This is a genomic window from Pseudomonas sp. WC2401 (assembly GCF_041200115.1).
Taxonomy (GTDB): domain Bacteria; phylum Pseudomonadota; class Gammaproteobacteria; order Pseudomonadales; family Pseudomonadaceae; genus Aquipseudomonas; species Aquipseudomonas fragi.
In genome coordinates this window covers 2,532,350-2,551,778 of record NZ_CP165623.1, presented here as the reverse complement: position 1 = coordinate 2,551,778, position 19,429 = coordinate 2,532,350, and the positions used below count along the sequence as shown (strand labels likewise).

Sequence of the window (19,429 nt, the reverse complement as noted above, 5' to 3'; positions counted from 1 at the left end):
ATACGCCCCGAGCTTTTATGCTGGACCTCCACCAGCCTGCTTGTGCTGTTTGTCGATGTGTCCTGGATAACTGATCTAAATGAATTTTGCGCGCCTGCTCTGCTCGGTTGCACTGCTGCTCAATGCCTCACTGGCCCATGCCCAAGGCTTCAAGATAGCCGATATCCGCATCAACGGCTTGCAGCGGGTGTCCGCCGGCAGCGTGTTCGGCGCCCTGCCCTTGAACGTTGGCGAACAGGTCGATGACCAGCAACTGGTGGAGTCCACGCGTGCACTGTTCAAGACCGGTTTTTTCCAGGATATCCAGCTGGGGCGCGATGGCGACGTGCTGGTGATCACTGTGGTCGAGCGTCCGTCCATTGCCAGTATCGACATTGAAGGCAACAAGGCCATCTCTACCGATGACTTGATGAAAGGCCTCAAACAGTCCGGGCTGGCCGAAGGCGAAGTGTTCCAGCGCGCCACACTCGAAGGGGTACGCAATGAGCTGCTGCGCCAGTATGTGGCGCAAGGGCGTTACTCGGCCGCGGTGGACGCCGAGGTGGTTGCCCAACCGCGCAACCGCGTCGGCCTGAAGATCAGGATCGACGAAGGCGAAGTGGCCGCGATCAAGCATATCAATGTGGTGGGCAATAGCGTTTTCGACCAGGCCGAGCTGGACGATCAGTTCACCCTCAAGACCAGCAACTGGATGTCGTTCTTCAAGAACGATGACAAATATGCCCGCGAGAAACTGTCCGGTGACCTGGAGCGCTTGCGCTCGTATTACATGGACCGCGGCTATATCAACATGGAAATCGTCTCGACCCAGGTATCGATCAGCCCCGACAAGAAGCAGGTCTTTATCACGGTCAATATCAACGAAGGCACCAAGTACACCGTGCGCGACATCAAGCTGCGCGGCGACCTGAAAGTGCCCGAGGATCAGATCACGGCCTTGCTGCTGGTGCAAAAGGGCCAGGTGTTTTCCCGCAAGCTTATGACCTCGACTTCGGATCTGATTACCCGCCGCCTGGGCAACGAGGGCTATACCTTTGCCAACGTCAATGCGGTGCCAACCCCGAGCAAGGACGGCAACACGGTAGACATCGAATTTGTGGTCGACCCGGGCAAGCGCGCCTACGCCAACCGCATCAACTTTCGCGGCAACACCAAGACCGAAGATCAGGTACTGCGCCGCGAAATGCGCCAGATGGAGGGCGGCTGGGCGTCCACCTACCTGATCGATCAGTCCAAGACGCGGCTTGAGCGGCTGGGCTACTTCAAGGAAGTCAACGTCGAGACACCGGCGGTAGCGGGTGTCGACGACCAGGTTGACGTCAACTACAGCGTTGAAGAACAGTCTTCCGGCTCGATCACTGCCAGTGTCGGCTTTGCCCAGAGCGCGGGGTTGATCCTGGGCGGCTCGATCACCCAGAACAACTTCCTCGGCACGGGCAACTCCGCCAGCCTGGGCCTGACTCGCTCCGAATACCAGAGCAAGTACAACATCGGCTTCACCGACCCGTACTTCACCAAGGACGGCGTCAGCCTGGGCTACAACGCCTTCTACAACAAGACCGACTACAACGACTACTACGACGATGGCGTGTCGTACTACTCGATCAACAGTTATGGCGCCGGCGCCACCCTGGGCTACCCGATCAATGAAACCTCACGGATCAGCTTTGGCCTGACCGCCCAGCATGACAGCATTGAACCCGGCACCTACAGCGCCGACGAGATCTACGACTTTATCGACCGTGAAGGCAAGGAATTCACCAACTTCAAGGCCAACCTGGGCTGGTCGGAGTCGACCCTGAACAAGGGCATCCTGGCGACCCGCGGCTACTCGCAAAACCTCAACCTGATGGTCACCGTACCCGGCAGCGACTTGAGCTTCTACAAGATCGACTACACCGGCCAGACCTTCCTGCCGGTAAGCGCATCGACCTCGTTGCGCTTTCATACCAAGCTTGGGTACGGCAACGGCTATGGCTCCACCGATGGCCTGCCGTTCTATGAAAACTACACTGCAGGCGGCGAAGGTACGGTGCGCGGCTTTGAAAGCGGCACCCTGGGCCCGCGTAATACCCCCGCCACCGGTACCTACTCCAGTGCCGGGCAAGCGTATTACTCCGACCGCGACACCGAAGCCCTGGGTGGCAACATCATGATCACCGGCGGGGTCGAATACCTGTTCCCGATGCCCTTTATCAAGGACAACAAATCCCTGCGCACCTCATTGTTCTGGGATGTGGGCAGCGTGTACTCGGACAAATGCTACCTGAGCACCACCACCGGCTGCGACGGCGTGGACCTCAGCCAGATAGCCAGTTCCGTGGGTGTGGGCGTGACCTGGTACAGCCCGCTGGGCCCGCTGAGCGTCAACCTCGCGCTGCCGATACGCAAACCTGATGACGCCGAAACCCAGGTGTTCCAGTTCTCCATGGGGCAGACGTTTTAAAAGCGCGGGAGAACAATCCCTGGCCGTTGGTCAGCTGGGGCTGGCAAAACTTGAGAGACGTACCATTTTAGGTACACTCAAGCTCATGACTCGAATCCCTCCCATCCTCACGGTTGCATTTTTTCGCACCGAAGCCGATAACGAACCCGTTCGCGAATGGTTAACCGGCCTTGGGCGCGAGCAAAGACGACTGATTGGCATCGATATCAAGACCGTGCAACTTGGCTGGCCGATTGGCATGCCGGTTGTACGCAAACTGGAGCCAAAACTGTGGGAGGTTCGCTCTGATCTGGAGGGCATCATTGCTCGCGTCATCTTTACGGTCGTTGGCTCACAGATGATCCTGCTTCACGGATTTATCAAAAAAAGCCAGAAAACCCCGACGGTGGACCTGCAAACCGCCAGACAGCGCCATGCAAAACTACGAGGTACCGCGCATGAATAACCATATCGGCTCTGACTTTGACGACTTTCTCTCGGAACAAGGCCTTGCAGAAGAGGTTTCGGCCGCCGCACTCAAACGCGTTATTGCCTGGCAGATAGCCCAGGCCATGAAAGAACAGCACGTCAGCAAAAAAACACTGGCCGACCGCATGCATACCAGCCGCACGGCGGTGGATCGGGCGCTCGACCAGAATGACCCGGGCATGACACTAGCCACACTGGCCAGCGCTGCACGGGCATTAGGACAGCGTGTAGAAGTCCGCCTGGTGCCAGAGCACAAAGCAGAACACGGGTAATTCCTTACGCCCCTTCAAACTTGAAGGCCGCAGTGGCCTTGAAGCGGCTTGAAACCTCCCCGGAGTAAATGGTGCTTTGGTCCGGGCCCAGGTCCAGCTTTTTGACCGCCCCTGTAGCCTTGGAGAAGTCGATCTTGTTCAAGTCCACCCAAAAGGTGTTTGGCGTGATCGCCGACTCGAAAAAGTACAGCTTCTGCTTGTGGTCGATCACCGAGCGCCAGCGCGTCGAGGAAATGTTCGGCTCACCGGGGGTGGTAATGCCGTACGGCACCGAGACGTTGCGGATCACACTGAATACACTGGCCAGCGACAGGCGTGCGTCCTGGTTTTTTGGCACTGCGTTGACGTAAAACGAGGCACGGGCAAACCGGTCCGCCGAGCGATTGGTGCCAGGCAGCATCACCGTCCCGCCGATGGCTTGCCAATAGGCATTCATGGCCAGTTGCGCATCGAATGCCGGGGAGTTGGTCATCACCTGATAGCTGCGGTCGTGGTGAATGACCTGCTTGCCACCGATAAACTCAATGATGGCGCTGTCCCCCGAGGCATCGGACATCGACAGGTGCAAGGTTGCCAGCCGGCTCTCACCCGGCACATTGGCGGTGACCACGGTAAAGGGCTCGGTCCTGAGCACGGCCACCGCTTCAGAAACGCTGCTGAAATTGTCCAGCACATACTGGGCCCAGGCGGCGATGCTCAGCCCCGGCTTGCCCTGATGGACCGGCGGGTATTCGGACTCGACCAGCCACAGCAGGTTGGCCGACAACCCGGCTTCGTTGACCCCGTCGGTGGTGGAAATGTCGTAGCCGCTGGCAATCACGCTGCCGTACTTTGATGTCCACTTGAGCGACCCCGGCCCCACTTCCCCGGTGCGCTGCATGCCCTGGGGGAAGATCCACAGGTTGGTGGCCACGTCGGTTTTCCAGTCCATCGACCGCGCGGTGATCACCCGGTCGTTGTCCCCCAGATACACCAGGCGGGTGCAGGCATTGGCAACCGGCAATGCGAGCATAAAGCCGGCCAGTGCCAGCGTCAGATTACGGGTGTGTTTAAGCAGTTGCATTGCCTTGTCTCCTCGGTGCTTGTCAGAAGCGCATGGACAGGCCCAGTACCGGGCCGCGCTGGGTCACGTCGTACTTGAACTTGTTGCCGGTAAAGTCGGTGGTTCGATAGTCCTGTGCCAGCACCCGATAACCGACGCGGATGATCGTGGGGTGATCGGCCAGGTACATGCGGTAACCCAGGTAGGCCTGGGCGTTCCAGGTTTTTTTCGAAGCTGTATCCAGCCCGCCGGTGTCGGCCTCGCCGGACAGGGTCCAGCGCGCGGTCAGGTCAGCCTGCATGCGCAACCCTACAAACGGGTCGGTCCACTCGGTTTTTTTCTTGGTGCTGAACCCCAGGGAGTCGATATCCAGTTTGGTTGACAGCTTGGTCCAGCGCACACCAATCGTAGGTTCGACACGCCAGGTGCGCGGTTCGCCAAAAACCGTCTCGCCCCCCAACGCATATTCATAGACCCGGTAATACGCGCCTGCAGCCACGGTGCTCTGGGTGATCGCCAGGCCCACCTTGCGCCCGTAGACCCGTTCGGACTGATCGGTTTTGGCGTGGACGCCGTCGACATAAAAACCCAGGGTGCGGTTGGTCAATTCCAGATTGCCCATAAACACCGTGCTCAGGTTTTCCCAGACATCGGCAAACGGCACATCGACCTTGGTATTGACCCCGCCCAGCGCCGCCTGCCCGCTCATGGACGGCGCCCAGACAAAGGGGCTGGCCAGCAGTAGCCACTGGGTGTCGGCAGCTTGCTCTGCGTGCGCCATGTGCACAAACAGCAACAGCGGCAAGGCCGTTACGGGGGGGGTGAAAAACAGTTTGCTCATCGTCCTGACTGACCGCTTCCTGGAGTTGACCAACAGGTATAGCAGGAAATGGCGCGGTCACGTCTTTCAGCTGTAGCCGCTCAGGAACGCAGCGCGGTGGCGGCTACAGGTACACAATGATCAAGCACCATTTGCCCTGATGTACGCTTCCGACACCGCAGGTGCTCTTGCCTGGATAAGCTCCTGAACCAAAGAGGCCCATACCAGCCCCTGCGTGGTACCTGCGGCATAGGTGCCCCCGGCCGCAATGCAATTGTATGCTGACCAATGCACGATCGCGATTCCATCCGGGGTATCGGTGCGGGCACATTCGATAACCTGCAATTCGCCAGTTTCAATTGCCCGGCCATAGGACTGGGGAAAGTGCCGGGAAACTGCAGCAAGACAGGCCTCGAATATTTGCTGCTTGTACTGCGGCGTTGCATTGGGCGCAACCTGCCCACCGGAAACCACAATGCAGTCGCCGTCCAGGCGGCAATTCATCACCCCGACTGGCAGATCGTACTGCAGCTTGAGCCCGCGCAACCTGGCACCTTCGTTGGCAACAGCAGGCAGTTTAAAAAACCAGCCAATGATCGCTACGACATCGGGTTGTTCGACACCCAGGGCCGTCACAACAAAGTGCTCTCTACTCAGGTCTGCAATTTGGGCGCGGGTCAGACGCTGAGGCAGGAACTGAACCCCGGAGCGCTGCAAAAGCGCCACTATCGCGTCCATAAGCGGCACAAACTCCAGATCGTAACCCGATACCTCTATAGCCCGAGCGATCCCGGGGATTGCATATCGGGCCAAAAATTGCCGCTGATTGATCTGCGTGATTTCGCCTCCCGGCTTGCCGCTGGGCCAGGGCCGGTTTTCGATATCACGTTGCTCATGGATCGCAGCCTCAACATCACTGGCATCTTGCCTGTAGGCTCGAACAATACCCGCCTGGGCGAATGGCGCCAGCGAGGGGTTGTCGGCCACAAGCTTGGCAAACAGCTCGATGCCTGCGCGATTGCATTCAACGGCCAGGTACTGGTTCCCAGGCAGCAGATAGCCGTTATGCAGCGGCTTTGCCGTAGTTTCCGTCGCTGACAGATGGCGCATGTTCACCTGCTTGTGACTGGCACCATCGCTCTGCTGAGAGGTGCCGTAGACCGTGACCTGATAATTCGCCAAGCGGCACATCACGGCCTGGAGCAGGCCATTGATACCTCTGCCGATGATTGAAATGCACGGTGCACCGGTACGCACCTGCCGGGCGGGGATCCTCAATGATTGCGCAAGCTTGCGCCTGACCAGGCTGCGCAAGCCCATAAGGCTCAGTTGAACGCAGACGGCATAGTCAAGATCGCAATTGCACGCTTCGCTGGTAGCTGCCTGCGTGGTCAGGGTCGCGGGCTTGCGCCAGCTGGAGGCACTGCAGCCGAGCGCCTGGGTGCGCAGCCGAAACGCAGTTAATGTTGCAGGACCATAATCCACTACCAGTTGGATGCCTTCAGCCTCGGCCAAGGCCTGCAAGGCATCATCGCTGAACACATCCGGCTTGGCCACACAGACCACTCGAGCCTGGCAGTGCAGACAGTCAATCAGGGACTTATCAATGTGATGCGCGGTTTGATCATTCAGGGCCACGCAAACGGCCACCGCCTGGGCGCCGTCCATTGCCTGGCGCCAATCCACGACAAATGACACCCTGCCATCGGCAAAGCCTTTGCCAAAAGGCTGCGTAACCCGCGGATGCCGAGCCAGCACCTTGATCCGTAGCTCGGGATCGCGGTCCAGCAACAGCCTGACCAGCTCTTTACCCACATTGCCGTACCCCAGCACAGAGATATCACGGGGCATGGAACCATCGCAGCATGTCAGCCAATGCGCGATATAGGCCGCGACATGGGGCGCGTTGACCCCCGGTGTGTTGACTACCTGAATGTGGTTGGGCCCGCACAGATCCAGCCTGACCTTATCCAGGCTCGTGCCTCGGCGAACCAGAAAGAGGTCTCCAAACGGGTGGGATACGCGCCATTGGTCAATCACGTCTGCATCGATGACCTGGTCTGCAATAACCAGCGTTGACGGACGCAGCAGCCCGATCTGTACAAGCAGGGTTTGCTTGCTCAAGGTGGGAGGCAGGAACACGACATTATCCGGAGCCTGGGCCTTCCAGCCTTTCGACACGGGCGCGATGTGCAGGATAGTTTCACTTGTGGCAATAAGTGATGCAGCAACTGGCGGAACACAAGAAAGCGTCATGGCTTTGTCTCCAACAATTCTGAACCTGATGCCCCGCAAACCAGGAACGCTAACAAGTTGGGGCGTTACTGAAACAAACTTGTTTATTTCTGGCAATAAAACGCCCGCCCCGGGCAACTTGCACCCAAGTTCCATTAATTACTCATGGAGTGGCAACAGCACCAGAACATTACAACGCACTCAAACGTAGTTTGAGCCAGGGTAGAGTGTATTGTTTAACTTATAAACTCCGCCTATATGTAACAACCTAAATCAGGCTAGCAGGGACTAACAATCTCATCTGTAAGACGTTTCCGAAATTTCTAAAAATATTAAGTTAGCGTTAGCCTGCACTGGCCAAAGAGTGTGTATATGGGCATCTACTGCAGAAGACGCAGGTGATAAGCGACCGCCAAAAGGCGCCACTCATGGCGCCAGGCAAGTCGTCAGGGGCTGAGCACACTGTGCGCCCTTACATAAACCAGCGATATTCCCGGGCACTGATGTCCTGCATAAAGGCCAGATGATCCTGGCGTTTGTTCTCGCAGTACACATCGACAAACTCGGCGCCCAGGCCTTCACGCAGCTGCGGCTGGTGCTGCATTGCCCGAACGGCTTCGAGCATGTCCAGGGGGAAGGCGATACCGCTGTTGCGGTCTTCGTTCAGCGGCAGGATCGGCTCCCTGCCCGCTTCCAGCCCGTGTTCAAGCCCCACCAGAATCGCCGCCAGCAGCAGATACGGGTTGGCATCGGCCCCGGCAAGGCGATACTCGACGCGCAGGTTTTTGCTGTCGGACTCCGGAATGCGCAGGCACGCATCGCGGTCTTCATAACCCCAACTGGCCTGGGTGGCGATATTGGTGGTGCCGCCCAGGCGGCGAAACCCGTTGTGGTTGGGCGCAAAGATCGGCATGCACGCTGGCAACAATTCCAGGCAACCGGCGATGGCATGGCGCAGGGGTTGTTGCTGGTTGACCGCCAGCAGGTTGTTGCCTGCCCCGTCATACAAGCTGACATGCACATGCATGCCACTGCCCGGGTGCTGCAAGTAGGGCTTGGCCATAAAGCTGGCGCGATAGCCATGCTTGAGCGCCACCCCGCGGGTGCTGCGACAGAACAGGGCCGCCCAGTCCGCGGCGCGCAAACCGTCATCGAGATGACCAAAATTGATTTCGAACTGCCCCGGGCCCAGTTCGGCGGTAATCACGGTGGCATCGATGCCTTGGGCCTGTGCCGCGTCGACCATCTCATCGAGCACCGGAGCAAAGCGTGACAGGCGCTCGATATGCATATTGGGCTGGTCGTCGGCATCGTCGCTCAGGTGATCCCGGGGGAACTGCGGCAAGCCATCACGCAGTTGCTTGTCGAACAGATAAAACTCCAGCTCGAACGCCACCACCGGGTGAATGCCTTTGCGCGCCAGCCGCGCCAGCACCTGGGCGAGCACTTCGCGGGGTTCGAAGACGATCGGCTGCTCAGTGCCGTCAGAGGTGATCAGCATCTGGCCCAGAGGCTTGCCTTCCCAGGTTACCGGTTTGAGCGTACCCGGCACCAGGCGGCGCACGGCATCCGGGTCGCCGTCGTTGAAACAGTAGTCGCCAATCTTGAACAGCCCGCCCTGCACCCCCAGCAGCACGCAGTTTTGCGGCAGTTTTAGAACACTGCCAGCCGCGACTTTTTCGAGCATGTCGATGGGGTAGCGCTTGCCATAGAAATGCCCGGGGATGTCCAGGGAGATCAGGTCGACATAACGTACCTCGGGGTGGCGCTGGCGAAACGCGCGTACTTCGGCCAGCAGATCAGAGCAGGCAGCATCCATCTTCAAGGTTCCTTTATTGTTATCAGGTGTAGACCCACAGCACGCGCGTGCGCTGCTGTGTCAGGTTGGCGTAGCGACAGCGGGTGTGACTGTCGAACTGGAAACTGTCTCCGGCATTGAGGGTGGCGGGTTCATCGTCGTCTCCCAGCCACAGGGTCAACTGCCCTTCGATCACATAACCGCCCTGCTCCGAACTGTCTGTCATGTGTCGATCACCGCTACTGGCCCCGGCTTCCAGCAGGCTTTCGAGCATGGAGAACGACGCGCGGATTTGCGGCGAGACCAGAATGTCGGTGATACCGTTGCCCAGGTACAGCGTGCGGCGCTCGTCCGGGCGGGTCACCCAGGGCAACTGCTTGGGCTTGGGCAGGCTGTAGAAATAGGTGGTGGGCACGCCCAGGGTTTCGCTGATGGCGGTCAGGTCGGCCACCGTGGGCTGGGACAACCCGCGTTCGACCTGGGACAAAAAACCCACGGAACGGCCGATCTTGTCGGCCAGTTCCTTGAGGGTGTACTTCTTGTGCTTGCGCAGGTCATGGATAAGGATCGCCAACGCGGCCATCTCTTCTTGCTTGTTCATTCCCGGCCGCCGTGAAATTAATATCGTTTAATTTCATGAAAAAATACAGATTAAATTTCACCAGCGCAAGTCACCCTGCACAGGGGAGTTTTGTTCAATACGCCGGGCTACGCGCCCCATAACCTCAAGGCTCAACCTTGAAGCGGAGGACAATCACGATGAGCGTGTTGATTTCGATGGCGGCATTCGCCCTGGCAGCATCCATTTCACCGGGGCCGGTGAATGTGGTGGCCCTGAGTTCGGGCATGCAGTTCGGCCTGGCCCCCAGCCTGCGCCATGTGCTGGGAGCTACCGTCGGGTTTGTGGTGTTGCTGCTGTTTACCGGCTTCGGTCTGCATGAAGTGCTCAAGCAGTGGCCGATCCTCACCGACCTGATCCGCTGGGCCGGCATGGCCTTTTTGCTGTATCTGGCCTGGAAACTGGCGATGGACAACGGCCGAATCGAGTTCAGCGGGGCCGCGCGGCACCCGTCGTTTTTTACCGGCGCCGCCATGCAATGGCTCAACCCCAAGGCCTGGCTGGCGGCAGTTGCAGGAATGGGGGCGTTTGTTTCCGGGGGCGAAGCCACGCTGATCTGGGCATTTGCGCTGATCTATTTTGTGGTCTGTTACCTGTCAGTGGCCTGCTGGGCCTACACCGGTGCCTTTCTGAGCCGCTACCTGCACAGCACCCGGCGCATCCGCCTGTTCAATCGCGGCATGGCGGCCATGCTGGCGGGCTGCGCGGTGTCCTTGCTGTGGTTTTAGCCCTTGTACTGCCCGGGCGTGGCCGCGAGGTACTTCTTGAACACGCGCTGGAAATGCGCCTGATCGGAAAAACCGGTTTGCTGGGCGATATCGGCAATCAATGCACCCTCGCGTAACTGCGCCTGGGCATGCTGGATACGCCGGTTGATCAGGTAAGCGTGGGGCGTCATATGGTATCGCTGCTCGAAAGCACGGATCAGGTAAGCCTCTGACAGGCTGGCGGCCTCACAGATATCCTGCAGGCGAAGAGTGCGCAGGAAATGCTCGTCGATATATTCAGCGGCGCGCTCCACCCGCGCATTGGCGGGCTTGGGCAGCGCAACCGAACCGCCCAGTTCCTGTTGCATCGCCGAAAAAAACTTGATCGCTGCTTCGTGCCTGGCCAGCACCTCAAGCTCAGGATCGATCAGTTGCGCATACAGCCCGGAGAGCCCGTTGAACAGTGCGGGCGATTGCGTGTAAGTGGCCGCAACGGGCTGGAACAGCCCGCCGGCATCCTCATCAACCCCCTGTTGAATGCCCGCTAGCCACTGCGCATCGACATACAGCATCACATAGGACCACGGCTGGTCCTCGACCGGATTACAGGCATGAACATCACCGGGGTTCATCAACACCACCGTGCCAGTGCTGATCCTGTGGCTGGTTTTTTCATGCAGGTAGTTGCAGCAACCGGAGGTGATGGCGCCGATGGAAAAAATCTCATGGGAGTGCCGGGCGTAACAGACCTTGCGGCCATCGGCGATGGAGCGCGCCTCGATAAAGGGCAACTGCGCATCCCGCCAGAACCTCGGAGTTGCGCAGTGTGATGGCGAGCTTGCAGGCATGGGATCGGGACCGTGATGGACAGGTGTCTGGTTGCCAGACTAGCACTATCACCCACCGTTCGTAGCAGCTGCCGCAGGAACGAGGCTGCGTCCGGCGACGCAGTCGTCGCAGAATCAGGCACTGCGGTGTGCCAGATAAACCCGACTCGCAGGGTTTACGGTTGCTGCGCAACCGGACGCAGCCTCGTTCCTGCGGCAGCTGCTACGGCCTACATGAGCCTGATCGCTTCGCTGTAAGGCGTTTGCAAATCACGCTCGGGGATCTCCCAGATCACTAGCCTGGGCGGTGTCTGCTTGAATGCCGGGTTGCTGAAGTAGCCATTGGCACTACCGGAGAACTCGCCACCGTCCTTGGCAAAGTCACCTATCGGTGCGCCAAGGGCTTGTTGCACAAACCCGACAAAGTTGGAGTTGCGCGAGAACGAGGTGCCAATCAGGGCAACGTTGGGCAGGTTGTCATCGCCCAACAGATCATCCAGGTTGTCTGCATCGCCTTGGGATAAATCGGCTTTCTCACTGAACCGGCTGGCCGCCACCGATTCCGCTGCGGGTTGCAACCCCACTGGCAACCACTCAAGACCGGCCAGTCGCACAAGATCTCCCGGACGACGTGACAGTTCTTGCCGCGCAGTTTCATAATCCTTGTGCGGCGTGGCGCTGATCCCCATTGCCTGTACCTGCACGGCGATGGCCCTGGCCGCCGCCGAGGCGCCCGCTTCACTCCAGTGGGTATCAGTGCGCAAATAGGCATCGCTGCCCACCGACTGCAGAGCTGGCGCGAGATCCACAGCGCTCACCCCGGCCTTGTTCAATTCCTCAACCCAGGCTGCGGCGCGATGTTGCAACTGCGCCGGGCGGCGCAAATCGCACAGTTGCGCCCCGGCAATCCGGCTCTTGTCCGGCACCACGGCCACCAGCAGGCGGATACCGCGCCCGGCCAGCTGTTGCTGGATATCACGCACCGCTGCTGCCTTGGCTTGAGCATTAAACCGGGCCTGACGGTTGACGCGCATTTCATCGGTCAAGAACAGCCAGCCCGCACATCCCGGGCGCACCCGCGCGCCGGTGTCGTGAAACATCAGCCAGCTCGCGCCACGTTCCAGATCCGCCGCCTTTTGCGCCACGCCAGCCTCGGACAATTGCCTGGCAAGCCGGTGCGTGACCTCGCCATGCAGCACTTGCTCGGAGGTCAGGTCAGGCGCCAGCATTGGCACCTGGGTACTGAACAACAGCCAGAGCGACGAGACAAAACTGACGACCAGAAAACCGGCAAATACCAGGCCGCCAAACTTGCTGACACGGGCGGTAAATTCAGAGGGTACAACCGGTTGGGGCGATGATGAGGACATGGGCGCGACCATCAGAACTGGAAGTACAGAAAGGGCACGGCTTCGCGGCTCGCGATCAACGCGAACGAAAGCAGAAAACCCGCCACCGGCCACAGAGCCGCCATCGGCGCAAACCAGACGCGGGCAGCAAAGCGTTGTTCATAACGGCTTTTGAACAACGGTGCGATGATGCACACCACACCCAGCAATGCCGCCAGGCCGTGCGCCGAGCGCAGGGTTACAGCCAGCCCGTCGCCCAGGGCAAAGTCGTGCAAGCCCAACTGGCCAGCGTACATGTTCAGGGCAGCGGCAAAATCCGGCGCGCGAAACAGGGTCCAGGCCATAAACACAAACAGCAGCGTCAACGTATGCGACAACCATGACGGGATGCGCGGCAGGCTGGAGCGCGACCACAACCGGTCCACACACAACGCAACACCGTGGGCCGCGCCCCACAGCAGGTAGTTCCAGCTGTCGCCGCCATGCCACAGCCCCGCGATGGCCATGGTCAGGAACAGGTTGCGATAGGTCTTCCAGGCACCGTTGCGGTTACCGCCCAGGGCGATATACAGGTAGTCGCGCAACCAGCTGGACAACGACATGTGCCAGCGTCGCCAAAAATCCTGAATGCTGCTGGCCAGGTACGGCTGGTTGAAGTTTTCCGGGAAATGAAAGCCCAGCATCAAGCCAAGGCCGATGGCCATGGCGCTGTAACCGGCAAAGTCGAAAAACAATTGCAGCGAGTAAGCCAGGCATCCGATCCAGGCGTCGACAAACGAGGGATTGTCGAGATGAAAGGCCACATCCACCAACGGCGACAGCGTGTCTGCCACCAACACTTTCATGCACATGCCGATCATGAAACGGCGCGCACCCAGCGAGAAGTTCTGCCAGTCGAAATAACGTTTGGTGAGCTCGCGACGCACCCAGTCATAGCGAATGATCGGCCCCGCAATCGAATGGCCGAACATTGAGATATAGGTGGCGTAATTGATAAAGCTGCGCTCCACCGGCACGGTGTGGCGGTGTACATCCACCAGATAGGAAATCGCCTGCAGCACGATAAACGACAGCCCGGCGGGCAGCGCCACACGCTGCCATTCCAGCGGCATCGCACCCGGATAGGTGATCCAGTCAATCCAGGTCGCGGCCAGGATATTGGCGTACTTGTACCAGCACAGCACCGCCGTGTTGAACACGATCAGCGCGATCAACAGCCGTACCCTGCCCCTGGCGTCCTCGCGGCTGCGATCGATCAGCAGCCCGCCCACCCAGGCCACGATGGTCAACGCCACATGCAACGCGAGAAACATCGGGTTCAGCCAGCCATAGAACAACCAGCTGCCGAGCAACAGAATGACGTTGCGCCACTGCGGCTTGCCCAGGGCGTAAACCAGCATGAAGGCCGGCAGGAACAGCGTCAGGAACTCGAGTGAGGCGAAGACCATGGCAGCGGTGCAATCCGATCAGTGGGACAGAGTATCCGTGGTGCTCAACAGACGCGGCCCGCTGGCAGAAGGCACCAGCATCACGCTGTAGCGCTCGCCCGCCTTGAGCATGCCCAGATCCAGCGGCGCCCCCACATTGGTATTGGCGCACACCAGTTGCACTGACAGGTTCACCGGGTTGATCGAACGTCGTTGCAGGCTGGCCACCGGCACCGCCTTGAACAGGTCAGCGCTGCGCCCGGCAGGCCGCAGGCTGGCGTCGCTGCAGGACTTGTCGACATTGACGAACGCCAGTGAAGCCTTGAGGCCGTTGAAGTCATCCGGGGTTTCGCGCACCGCGACCTGCTCGATGCCATCACCTTGCGGCACCACCACAATGGTCGCGAACTCACCTGGCTCGACCTTCAGGTCGAGGGCCAGCTTGTGCGCACCGCTGGCCAGCGAACCCTTGATCGCCTGGTTCGCGTCCACCGGGAACAACAGCGAAGCCGGCGCGGCGGATTCAAGGCGCAGCGGCGGCTGCCCTGGCTGGCCCAGCACGTCCAGAGGGGCACTGGTGGCATTGACGAAGCGGATAAAGGCCGCATCCTGGTCGGGGCCTGTGGGGTACAGCGCCACCTGCGCGCTCGCCAGGGCAGTGAACGCCAACCCATGAATACCTGCGAGCGCCGCGATCACTTTATTCATTTTTTGGCATCCTTGAGGGCCGGGGCTTGCAGCAACGCCTTGTTGATCTCGTTGCTCCAGGTCCTGTAGCCCGTGGCGGTCATGTGCTGGCCGTCAATCGTGGCCCACTGCCCGGGTTTGGAGAAAGCCAGTGAGTCGATATAGCTGCACGGTGCAACGTTGGCGGCGAGGAACTTCGACGTCATCTCGACACGAGCAAAGTTCTTGCCGTACTTGCCGCCTTCCGTGCCCCAGTTCGGCCCGACCCACACGCAACGGGTGCCATTGGCGGCGATTGCCTTGGTCAGCCCGGTGGTTTGCTGCCACAGCCAGGCCTTGGGAAAGGCCGGCTTGGTATAGCTGGCCATGGTGTCGCCCATCACGATCAGTACCAGGTCCGGCTTGTCGGTGGCCAGCAACTGGCTGATCGGCACGGTCGCGGCCTTGCCGCCAAGCACCACGGCCTTTTCGCTGCCACGGCGTTCGGCACCACCACAGGTACCCGGCGTCGCCTTGAGCCAGTCACCGGCGTTGGCGCCGCAAACGCCCAGCGTGTGAACGTTTGCACCCTGAGCAACCAGATCGTTGTGCAGAGTGGCGATCAAGTAGTCAGGCGTCGCCAGATGGCTGTCGCCAATCATTAAAATAGTCATGCCGGCGAGAATCGATGCTGCCACGGTGAAAACTCCTGCTGCTTAATTCGAAGAATAAGGGGAAAGATAAGGGCTGACCGGCATCGGCATGCGCCCGGTGAAGTCTTCAAACATGTACCGCAGGTATAAACCGCCGGTCCATTGCTTGTAGTCCTGGGCGTTGTCCATCCCGAAGCTGCCGCCCAGGAAGTAGTTGTTGCCCAGGCGGTACTCCGCCGCCGCACCGAGGTTGTAGCCAATACCGGTTTTGTTCTGGCCCGCATACTGGGTGGCCAGGCTGCTGCCGGACGCGGCAAACACTTGCGAGACCTGCTCCAGCTGGGCCTGCATGGCGCTGTCGTTAGGGAAGTACGGGGTCGAGTCTTGCTCGATATGCTGCAGGCCCACCGACCCCCTGAGGGTGTAGCTCAGCCGGTCGGTGCGCTGCGACCAACTGAACGGCACGCCGATGGAAAAGAAATTCTGCGGGCTAAAGTAGCCGCCGTTGCCATAGGTGAAGTTCCCCTGGTTGTTGTCATAGCGGATGGCTGTGACGCCAAGGCCGGTGGTCAGCTGGCGGGTATCGTCGTTTAGCAGATACCAGTAGATCCCGCTGCCGCCTTCAATCCGGGTGTTGTCTTCGACGTTGTGACCCAGCAGCTTGTACAGGCCAGCGTAGCCATACACGCCGTAGTCGCCATTGTCGTAGCCCAGTTGCAAGCGCCCGCCATTGGCCGTGACGCCACCCCATTTGAGGCCGCTGCGGGCGTCTTCGGCGCCGGCAAAGGACACCAGACTGTCGTTGACCGCACGCCGCGACAAACTCGCCCCATAACGGAAATTGCTGCCCTCGCGAAACGGCCGGTCAATGCTCACGCCGCCCACTGGCGTGCTGTAGAGAAAGCCCATGGGGCTTACACCCAGATCGGCCTTGAGCCCCAGCGCCGGCATTTCCCAGCCCAGCGCCAGACCCACGCCGCTGTCTTTTTGGCGCCCGGCCGAGCCATTGAGATCGCTCAGGGCCGTATTCAACGAGTCAGCATCCGGTTGGGTGGCAAGCAAGTCCTGTACGGCGGCCATCTGCACGTCGTTGGGCCCGCCAAAGCGGGTCTTGGCCGAGTCTTTCACGGCGCCGGCATTGAGCGAAACCGGGGTCACGCGCAGGGCGATACGGTTATCCCCCACCGGCAGGCTGATTTCCAGCGGGGTTTCAACATCGGTGATTTTGCTCAGGCCCGATTCGCTGTCATTGGTGCGAATGGTCACGCCCTGAGTGATACGCGGGCTGCGCTCCTGCTTGATCTGGTCGAGCGCGCTCTGCATCGACTTGCGCGCCTCTTCTTGCGGATCCAGCGGGCGGGCCACTGTGACACGGCGCTCGTCATCCAGGCCACGACGCCGTGGCTGGACCTCATCGTCGAGCGGCGCGGGCTTGCTGTCGTCAGCCAATGCCGCGATCTGCACCTGGGCCGGTTCCGGGATTTGCGAAAAATCAGCCTCGGACAAGTGCGAGCGACTGCGCTGGCCAGACGTGCCGACAAAGGGGTTGGCGGCAACCGCACCGGCAAACGGATTGGCCTGTACCTTGACCGGCGCCTGCAAGGCCAGGGCACGGGCGTAAAGCTCGCCGGCCTTGGCGTTCTTGCCCTGGGCACGAAAAATTGCCGCTGCACTGGCCAGCACCTGGGCATCGTTCGGGGCCAGCGCCAGGGCTGTTTCGGTGGCCGTCTCAGCACCGCGCCTGTCGCCGGACTTGCTCAGTGCCTGGGCCATGCCGATCTGCAGTTGGGCATCGTCAGGGGCTTTGGCCAGCAGTGGTTTGTACAGTTCGATGGCCTTGGCGCTGTTGCCGTTGGCCAGGTACATGCGCGCCAGGGCCCCCACCGCCACCGGGTCATCGGGGCGCTGGGCCAGGGCCGGGGCGAGGGTGTCATAGGCGGCCACCAGGTCGCCTTTCTCCCGCAGCAGGTCGGCCTGACGCACGCTGTACAGATACAGCACTTCGTCGTAGCTGCGCTGATCGGCCGGGGTCAGCGGCTGGCGCTGCAACTCATGCAGCAACTGGTTGACCTGTTCATCGTCACCGGTTTTAAGCAGCACCCCGGCATAGGCCAGACGCAAGGCCGGCGGCGGGTTGCTGCTTTGCGCGATGGCGTTGCGCAGCATCGACAAGGCATGCCCGGAGTCACCAATATCGACATAGGCCAGCGCCAGCATGCCCAGCGATTGCGGCTTGCCGTTGGCCAGCAACTCGGCACGACGCAGCAGGGTCAGGGCCTGGGCGCCGTTGCCCTGCCTGGCCAGAGCCGTGGCCTGGCTGACCAGCGCTTGCAGTTGCACCTCGCTGGCCAGTTGTTGCATGGCCGTGGTGCGCTGACTCACCGGTATGCGCTCAAGGGTGCCTTGCGCGTTCGACCACTCGCCCATCTGGCTCGCCAGCAAGGCACTGGCAAACAGGGCCTCCGGGCGCTGCGGGCTGGCCTGGAGCAGTTCATCCATCGTCTGACGGGCCAACTGCGGGGTTTTGCCCTGCAGGTAATACAGCGCCAGGTCGTAACGGGTCCACACGCCCTGGGGGTCGTTGCGTACCGCTTCTTTCTGCGCAGCAATCGCGCCTTTGAGGTCGCCGCTGCGCTCGGCGTTTTTCGCCTGCCCCGCCGCCACTGCCGCGTGCAACGGGCGCAAATCGCCAAGACGCTGCTGCTGGGCCGGGGTCAACCCCTCGACCATCTTCAAGGCCCGGTTGGCCTGGCCGTTTTGCGCCATCACGGTGATCAACCCCAGCATTGCGTCCGGGTTGTCAGCGTCCAGGGTCAAGGCCTGACGGTAGCTGGCCTCGGCACTGTCCAGCTGGTTTTGCTCAGCCTGCACACCGGCGAGGGCAATGTAGCCATCGGCCTGACGCGGCTTGCTGGCAATGGCTTGCTGCAACAAGCTGCGAGCTTTGGACAGATCATTGCCAGCGCGGGCTTTTTCGGCCTGGTCGAGCAGGCTCCAGTAACGGTTACCGTCCAGCGCCGCTTGCCAGCGCGGGTTGCCGCCGCGGCCGATGGCCCGGCGCAGCAGTTCATTGGCATCGTCGAAACGCCCCTGGCGCTGGCGCACCACGCCAAGGCCGCCTAGGGCATCGCTGTCGCTGGCCTGTTCCTTGAGCCGCGCCACAAACGCCTGCTCGGCAACCTCCAGTTGCTCGTCCTGCAAGGCCTTGAAGCCCCGCGCGACTTGGGGGTTCTGCTGCGCCGCCACACCCGCAGTGCCGCGGCTGTTCATTTGCGTGCGAATGGCCGTGTCATCCGGGTTGGCCTTGAGATAAGCCTCGAACAACGGCTTGTCCACGGGTCGTGGCGAGCCGACCCATACCAGCCCTTCGCGCCAGCTTTCAGTGGCCTGGCCGCCCAGCTCCGGCACCGTCGACAATTGCGCCAGGCGGCGCAGGCCTTCGGAACGGGTGGTTTCGTTGCGTACCAGCAACTTGGCCAGCGCCAGGCGTACCCGGGCGTTGTCCGGCGTCTGTTGTTGCAAACGCTCCAGGCCCTGACGCGCCTCGCTCCAGCCGCCGGGCGTATAGCCCAGGGCGTTGTAGTACTCCAGCGCCAGATCACCCTGGGGCGCCTTGCCGGCGAAGATCTTGCGGTAGATCGGCACCGCCTTGGCAAGCTCGCCGTTGGTCACCAGCAAGCGCGCCGTGTCCAGTTGCTCGGCGTTGTTGCCCGCCTGCACGGCAATGGCTTGCTCCAGCAGCAAGGTCGGGCGTTCGCCCGGGTGGGCACGACGCAACTGCCCCAGGTAATTGCTGGCACCGTCAAGGCGCTTGCCCTTGAGCTCAAGCATGCCAAGGCCATAGAGTGCATCGGCCTGTTTGGGGTCGATCAGCAACAGCTTTTTCCAGACCTCGGTGGCCCGCGCCTGGTCATCCTGTGCTTGCCAGTATTGACCCTGTTGCAGCAACGCCTTGCCCGCGTCGTCAAGGGCGGCAAAGCTGGCGCTGTGTATCAGGCTTGCGAAGATCCCGAACGCGAGGGCGTGGCGGCGAGCTGACATTTATATTCCCACATCGGTTGTTACTTCCCCTGTGCGGGGAAGTGCTTGTCCATAAAACC

Annotated in this window: 15 protein-coding genes; 4 read left to right on the top strand and 11 right to left on the bottom strand. The window is 60.6% G+C overall.

The genetic code is table 11. The features are described from left to right. The first annotated feature begins 79 nt into the window (after positions 1-79). The 3 genes from bamA to AB3G35_RS11645 all read left to right on the top strand — a co-directional run bounded on the left by bamA (position 80) and on the right by AB3G35_RS11645 (position 3,186). Positions 80-2,446, top strand: coding sequence for an outer membrane protein assembly factor BamA (gene bamA / locus AB3G35_RS11655; RefSeq protein WP_369782696.1), 2,367 nt, complete (start codon positions 80-82; stop codon positions 2,444-2,446). Between the two features lie 85 nt (positions 2,447-2,531). Beyond that, entirely contained in the window at positions 2,532-2,891 is a 360-nt protein-coding gene (locus tag AB3G35_RS11650) for a type II toxin-antitoxin system RelE/ParE family toxin (protein ID WP_016780400.1), read from the top strand. Next, positions 2,884-3,186: an XRE family transcriptional regulator gene (locus AB3G35_RS11645; protein ID WP_088377045.1), complete on the top strand. Its 303-nt coding sequence runs from the start codon at positions 2,884-2,886 to the stop codon at positions 3,184-3,186. Before AB3G35_RS11650 ends, AB3G35_RS11645 begins: the two co-directional genes overlap by 8 nt. A gap of 4 nt (positions 3,187-3,190) precedes the next feature. On the opposite strand, the gene AB3G35_RS11640 is transcribed toward AB3G35_RS11645, so the two are convergent. The 5 genes from AB3G35_RS11640 to AB3G35_RS11620 form a co-directional block, all read right to left on the bottom strand. After that, positions 3,191-4,249 carry a linear amide C-N hydrolase gene (locus tag AB3G35_RS11640; protein ID WP_369782694.1) on the bottom strand — a complete coding sequence of 353 codons (1,059 nt, stop codon included), beginning with the start codon at positions 4,247-4,249 and terminating at the stop codon, positions 3,191-3,193. 22 nt (positions 4,250-4,271) lie between these two features. After that, positions 4,272-5,069 (bottom strand): hypothetical protein, encoded by a 798-nt coding sequence (locus AB3G35_RS11635; RefSeq protein WP_324708086.1) that lies wholly within the window; start codon positions 5,067-5,069, stop codon positions 4,272-4,274. Between the two features lie 120 nt (positions 5,070-5,189). Further along, complete coding sequence (locus tag AB3G35_RS11630) at positions 5,190-7,304, bottom strand: FAD-dependent oxidoreductase (RefSeq protein ID WP_369782692.1); 2,115 nt, start codon at positions 7,302-7,304, stop codon at positions 5,190-5,192. A 451-nt stretch (positions 7,305-7,755) separates the two neighbouring features. Then, positions 7,756-9,102: a glutamine synthetase family protein gene (locus AB3G35_RS11625; protein WP_016780396.1), complete on the bottom strand. Its 1,347-nt coding sequence runs from the start codon at positions 9,100-9,102 to the stop codon at positions 7,756-7,758. A 22-nt stretch (positions 9,103-9,124) separates the two neighbouring features. Further along, positions 9,125-9,682: a helix-turn-helix domain-containing protein gene (locus AB3G35_RS11620; protein ID WP_083369465.1), complete on the bottom strand. Its 558-nt coding sequence runs from the start codon at positions 9,680-9,682 to the stop codon at positions 9,125-9,127. 158 nt (positions 9,683-9,840) lie between these two features. Between AB3G35_RS11620 and AB3G35_RS11615 the strand changes: the two genes are divergently transcribed. Beyond that, a complete protein-coding gene (locus AB3G35_RS11615) occupies positions 9,841-10,428 on the top strand; it encodes a LysE family translocator (protein WP_369782691.1) in 588 nt (195 codons plus the stop codon). Here the strand turns inward: AB3G35_RS11615 and AB3G35_RS11610 are convergent. The 6 genes from AB3G35_RS11610 to AB3G35_RS11585 all read right to left on the bottom strand — a co-directional run bounded on the left by AB3G35_RS11610 (position 10,425) and on the right by AB3G35_RS11585 (position 19,370). Beyond that, complete coding sequence (locus AB3G35_RS11610; RefSeq protein WP_203304126.1) at positions 10,425-11,255, bottom strand: AraC family transcriptional regulator; 831 nt, start codon at positions 11,253-11,255, stop codon at positions 10,425-10,427. The genes AB3G35_RS11615 and AB3G35_RS11610 overlap by 4 nt on opposite strands. 209 nt (positions 11,256-11,464) lie before the next feature. Further along, on the bottom strand, positions 11,465-12,604 hold the full coding sequence (locus tag AB3G35_RS11605) for a cell division protein FtsQ (RefSeq protein WP_340079381.1): 1,140 nt from the start codon (positions 12,602-12,604) through the stop codon (positions 11,465-11,467). Positions 12,605-12,615: 11 nt separating this feature from the next. Next, positions 12,616-14,031: an MBOAT family protein gene (locus AB3G35_RS11600; protein ID WP_169844520.1), complete on the bottom strand. Its 1,416-nt coding sequence runs from the start codon at positions 14,029-14,031 to the stop codon at positions 12,616-12,618. An 18-nt stretch (positions 14,032-14,049) separates the two neighbouring features. Then, positions 14,050-14,718 (bottom strand): alginate O-acetyltransferase AlgF, encoded by a 669-nt coding sequence (locus AB3G35_RS11595; RefSeq protein WP_369782690.1) that lies wholly within the window; start codon positions 14,716-14,718, stop codon positions 14,050-14,052. Continuing rightward, positions 14,715-15,338 (bottom strand): SGNH/GDSL hydrolase family protein, encoded by a 624-nt coding sequence (locus AB3G35_RS11590; RefSeq protein WP_016780390.1) that lies wholly within the window; start codon positions 15,336-15,338, stop codon positions 14,715-14,717. Before AB3G35_RS11590 ends, AB3G35_RS11595 begins: the two co-directional genes overlap by 4 nt. A gap of 54 nt (positions 15,339-15,392) precedes the next feature. Then, positions 15,393-19,370 carry a cellulose synthase subunit BcsC-related outer membrane protein gene (locus AB3G35_RS11585; protein WP_369782688.1) on the bottom strand — a complete coding sequence of 1,326 codons (3,978 nt, stop codon included), beginning with the start codon at positions 19,368-19,370 and terminating at the stop codon, positions 15,393-15,395. Positions 19,371-19,429 lie beyond the last annotated feature (59 nt).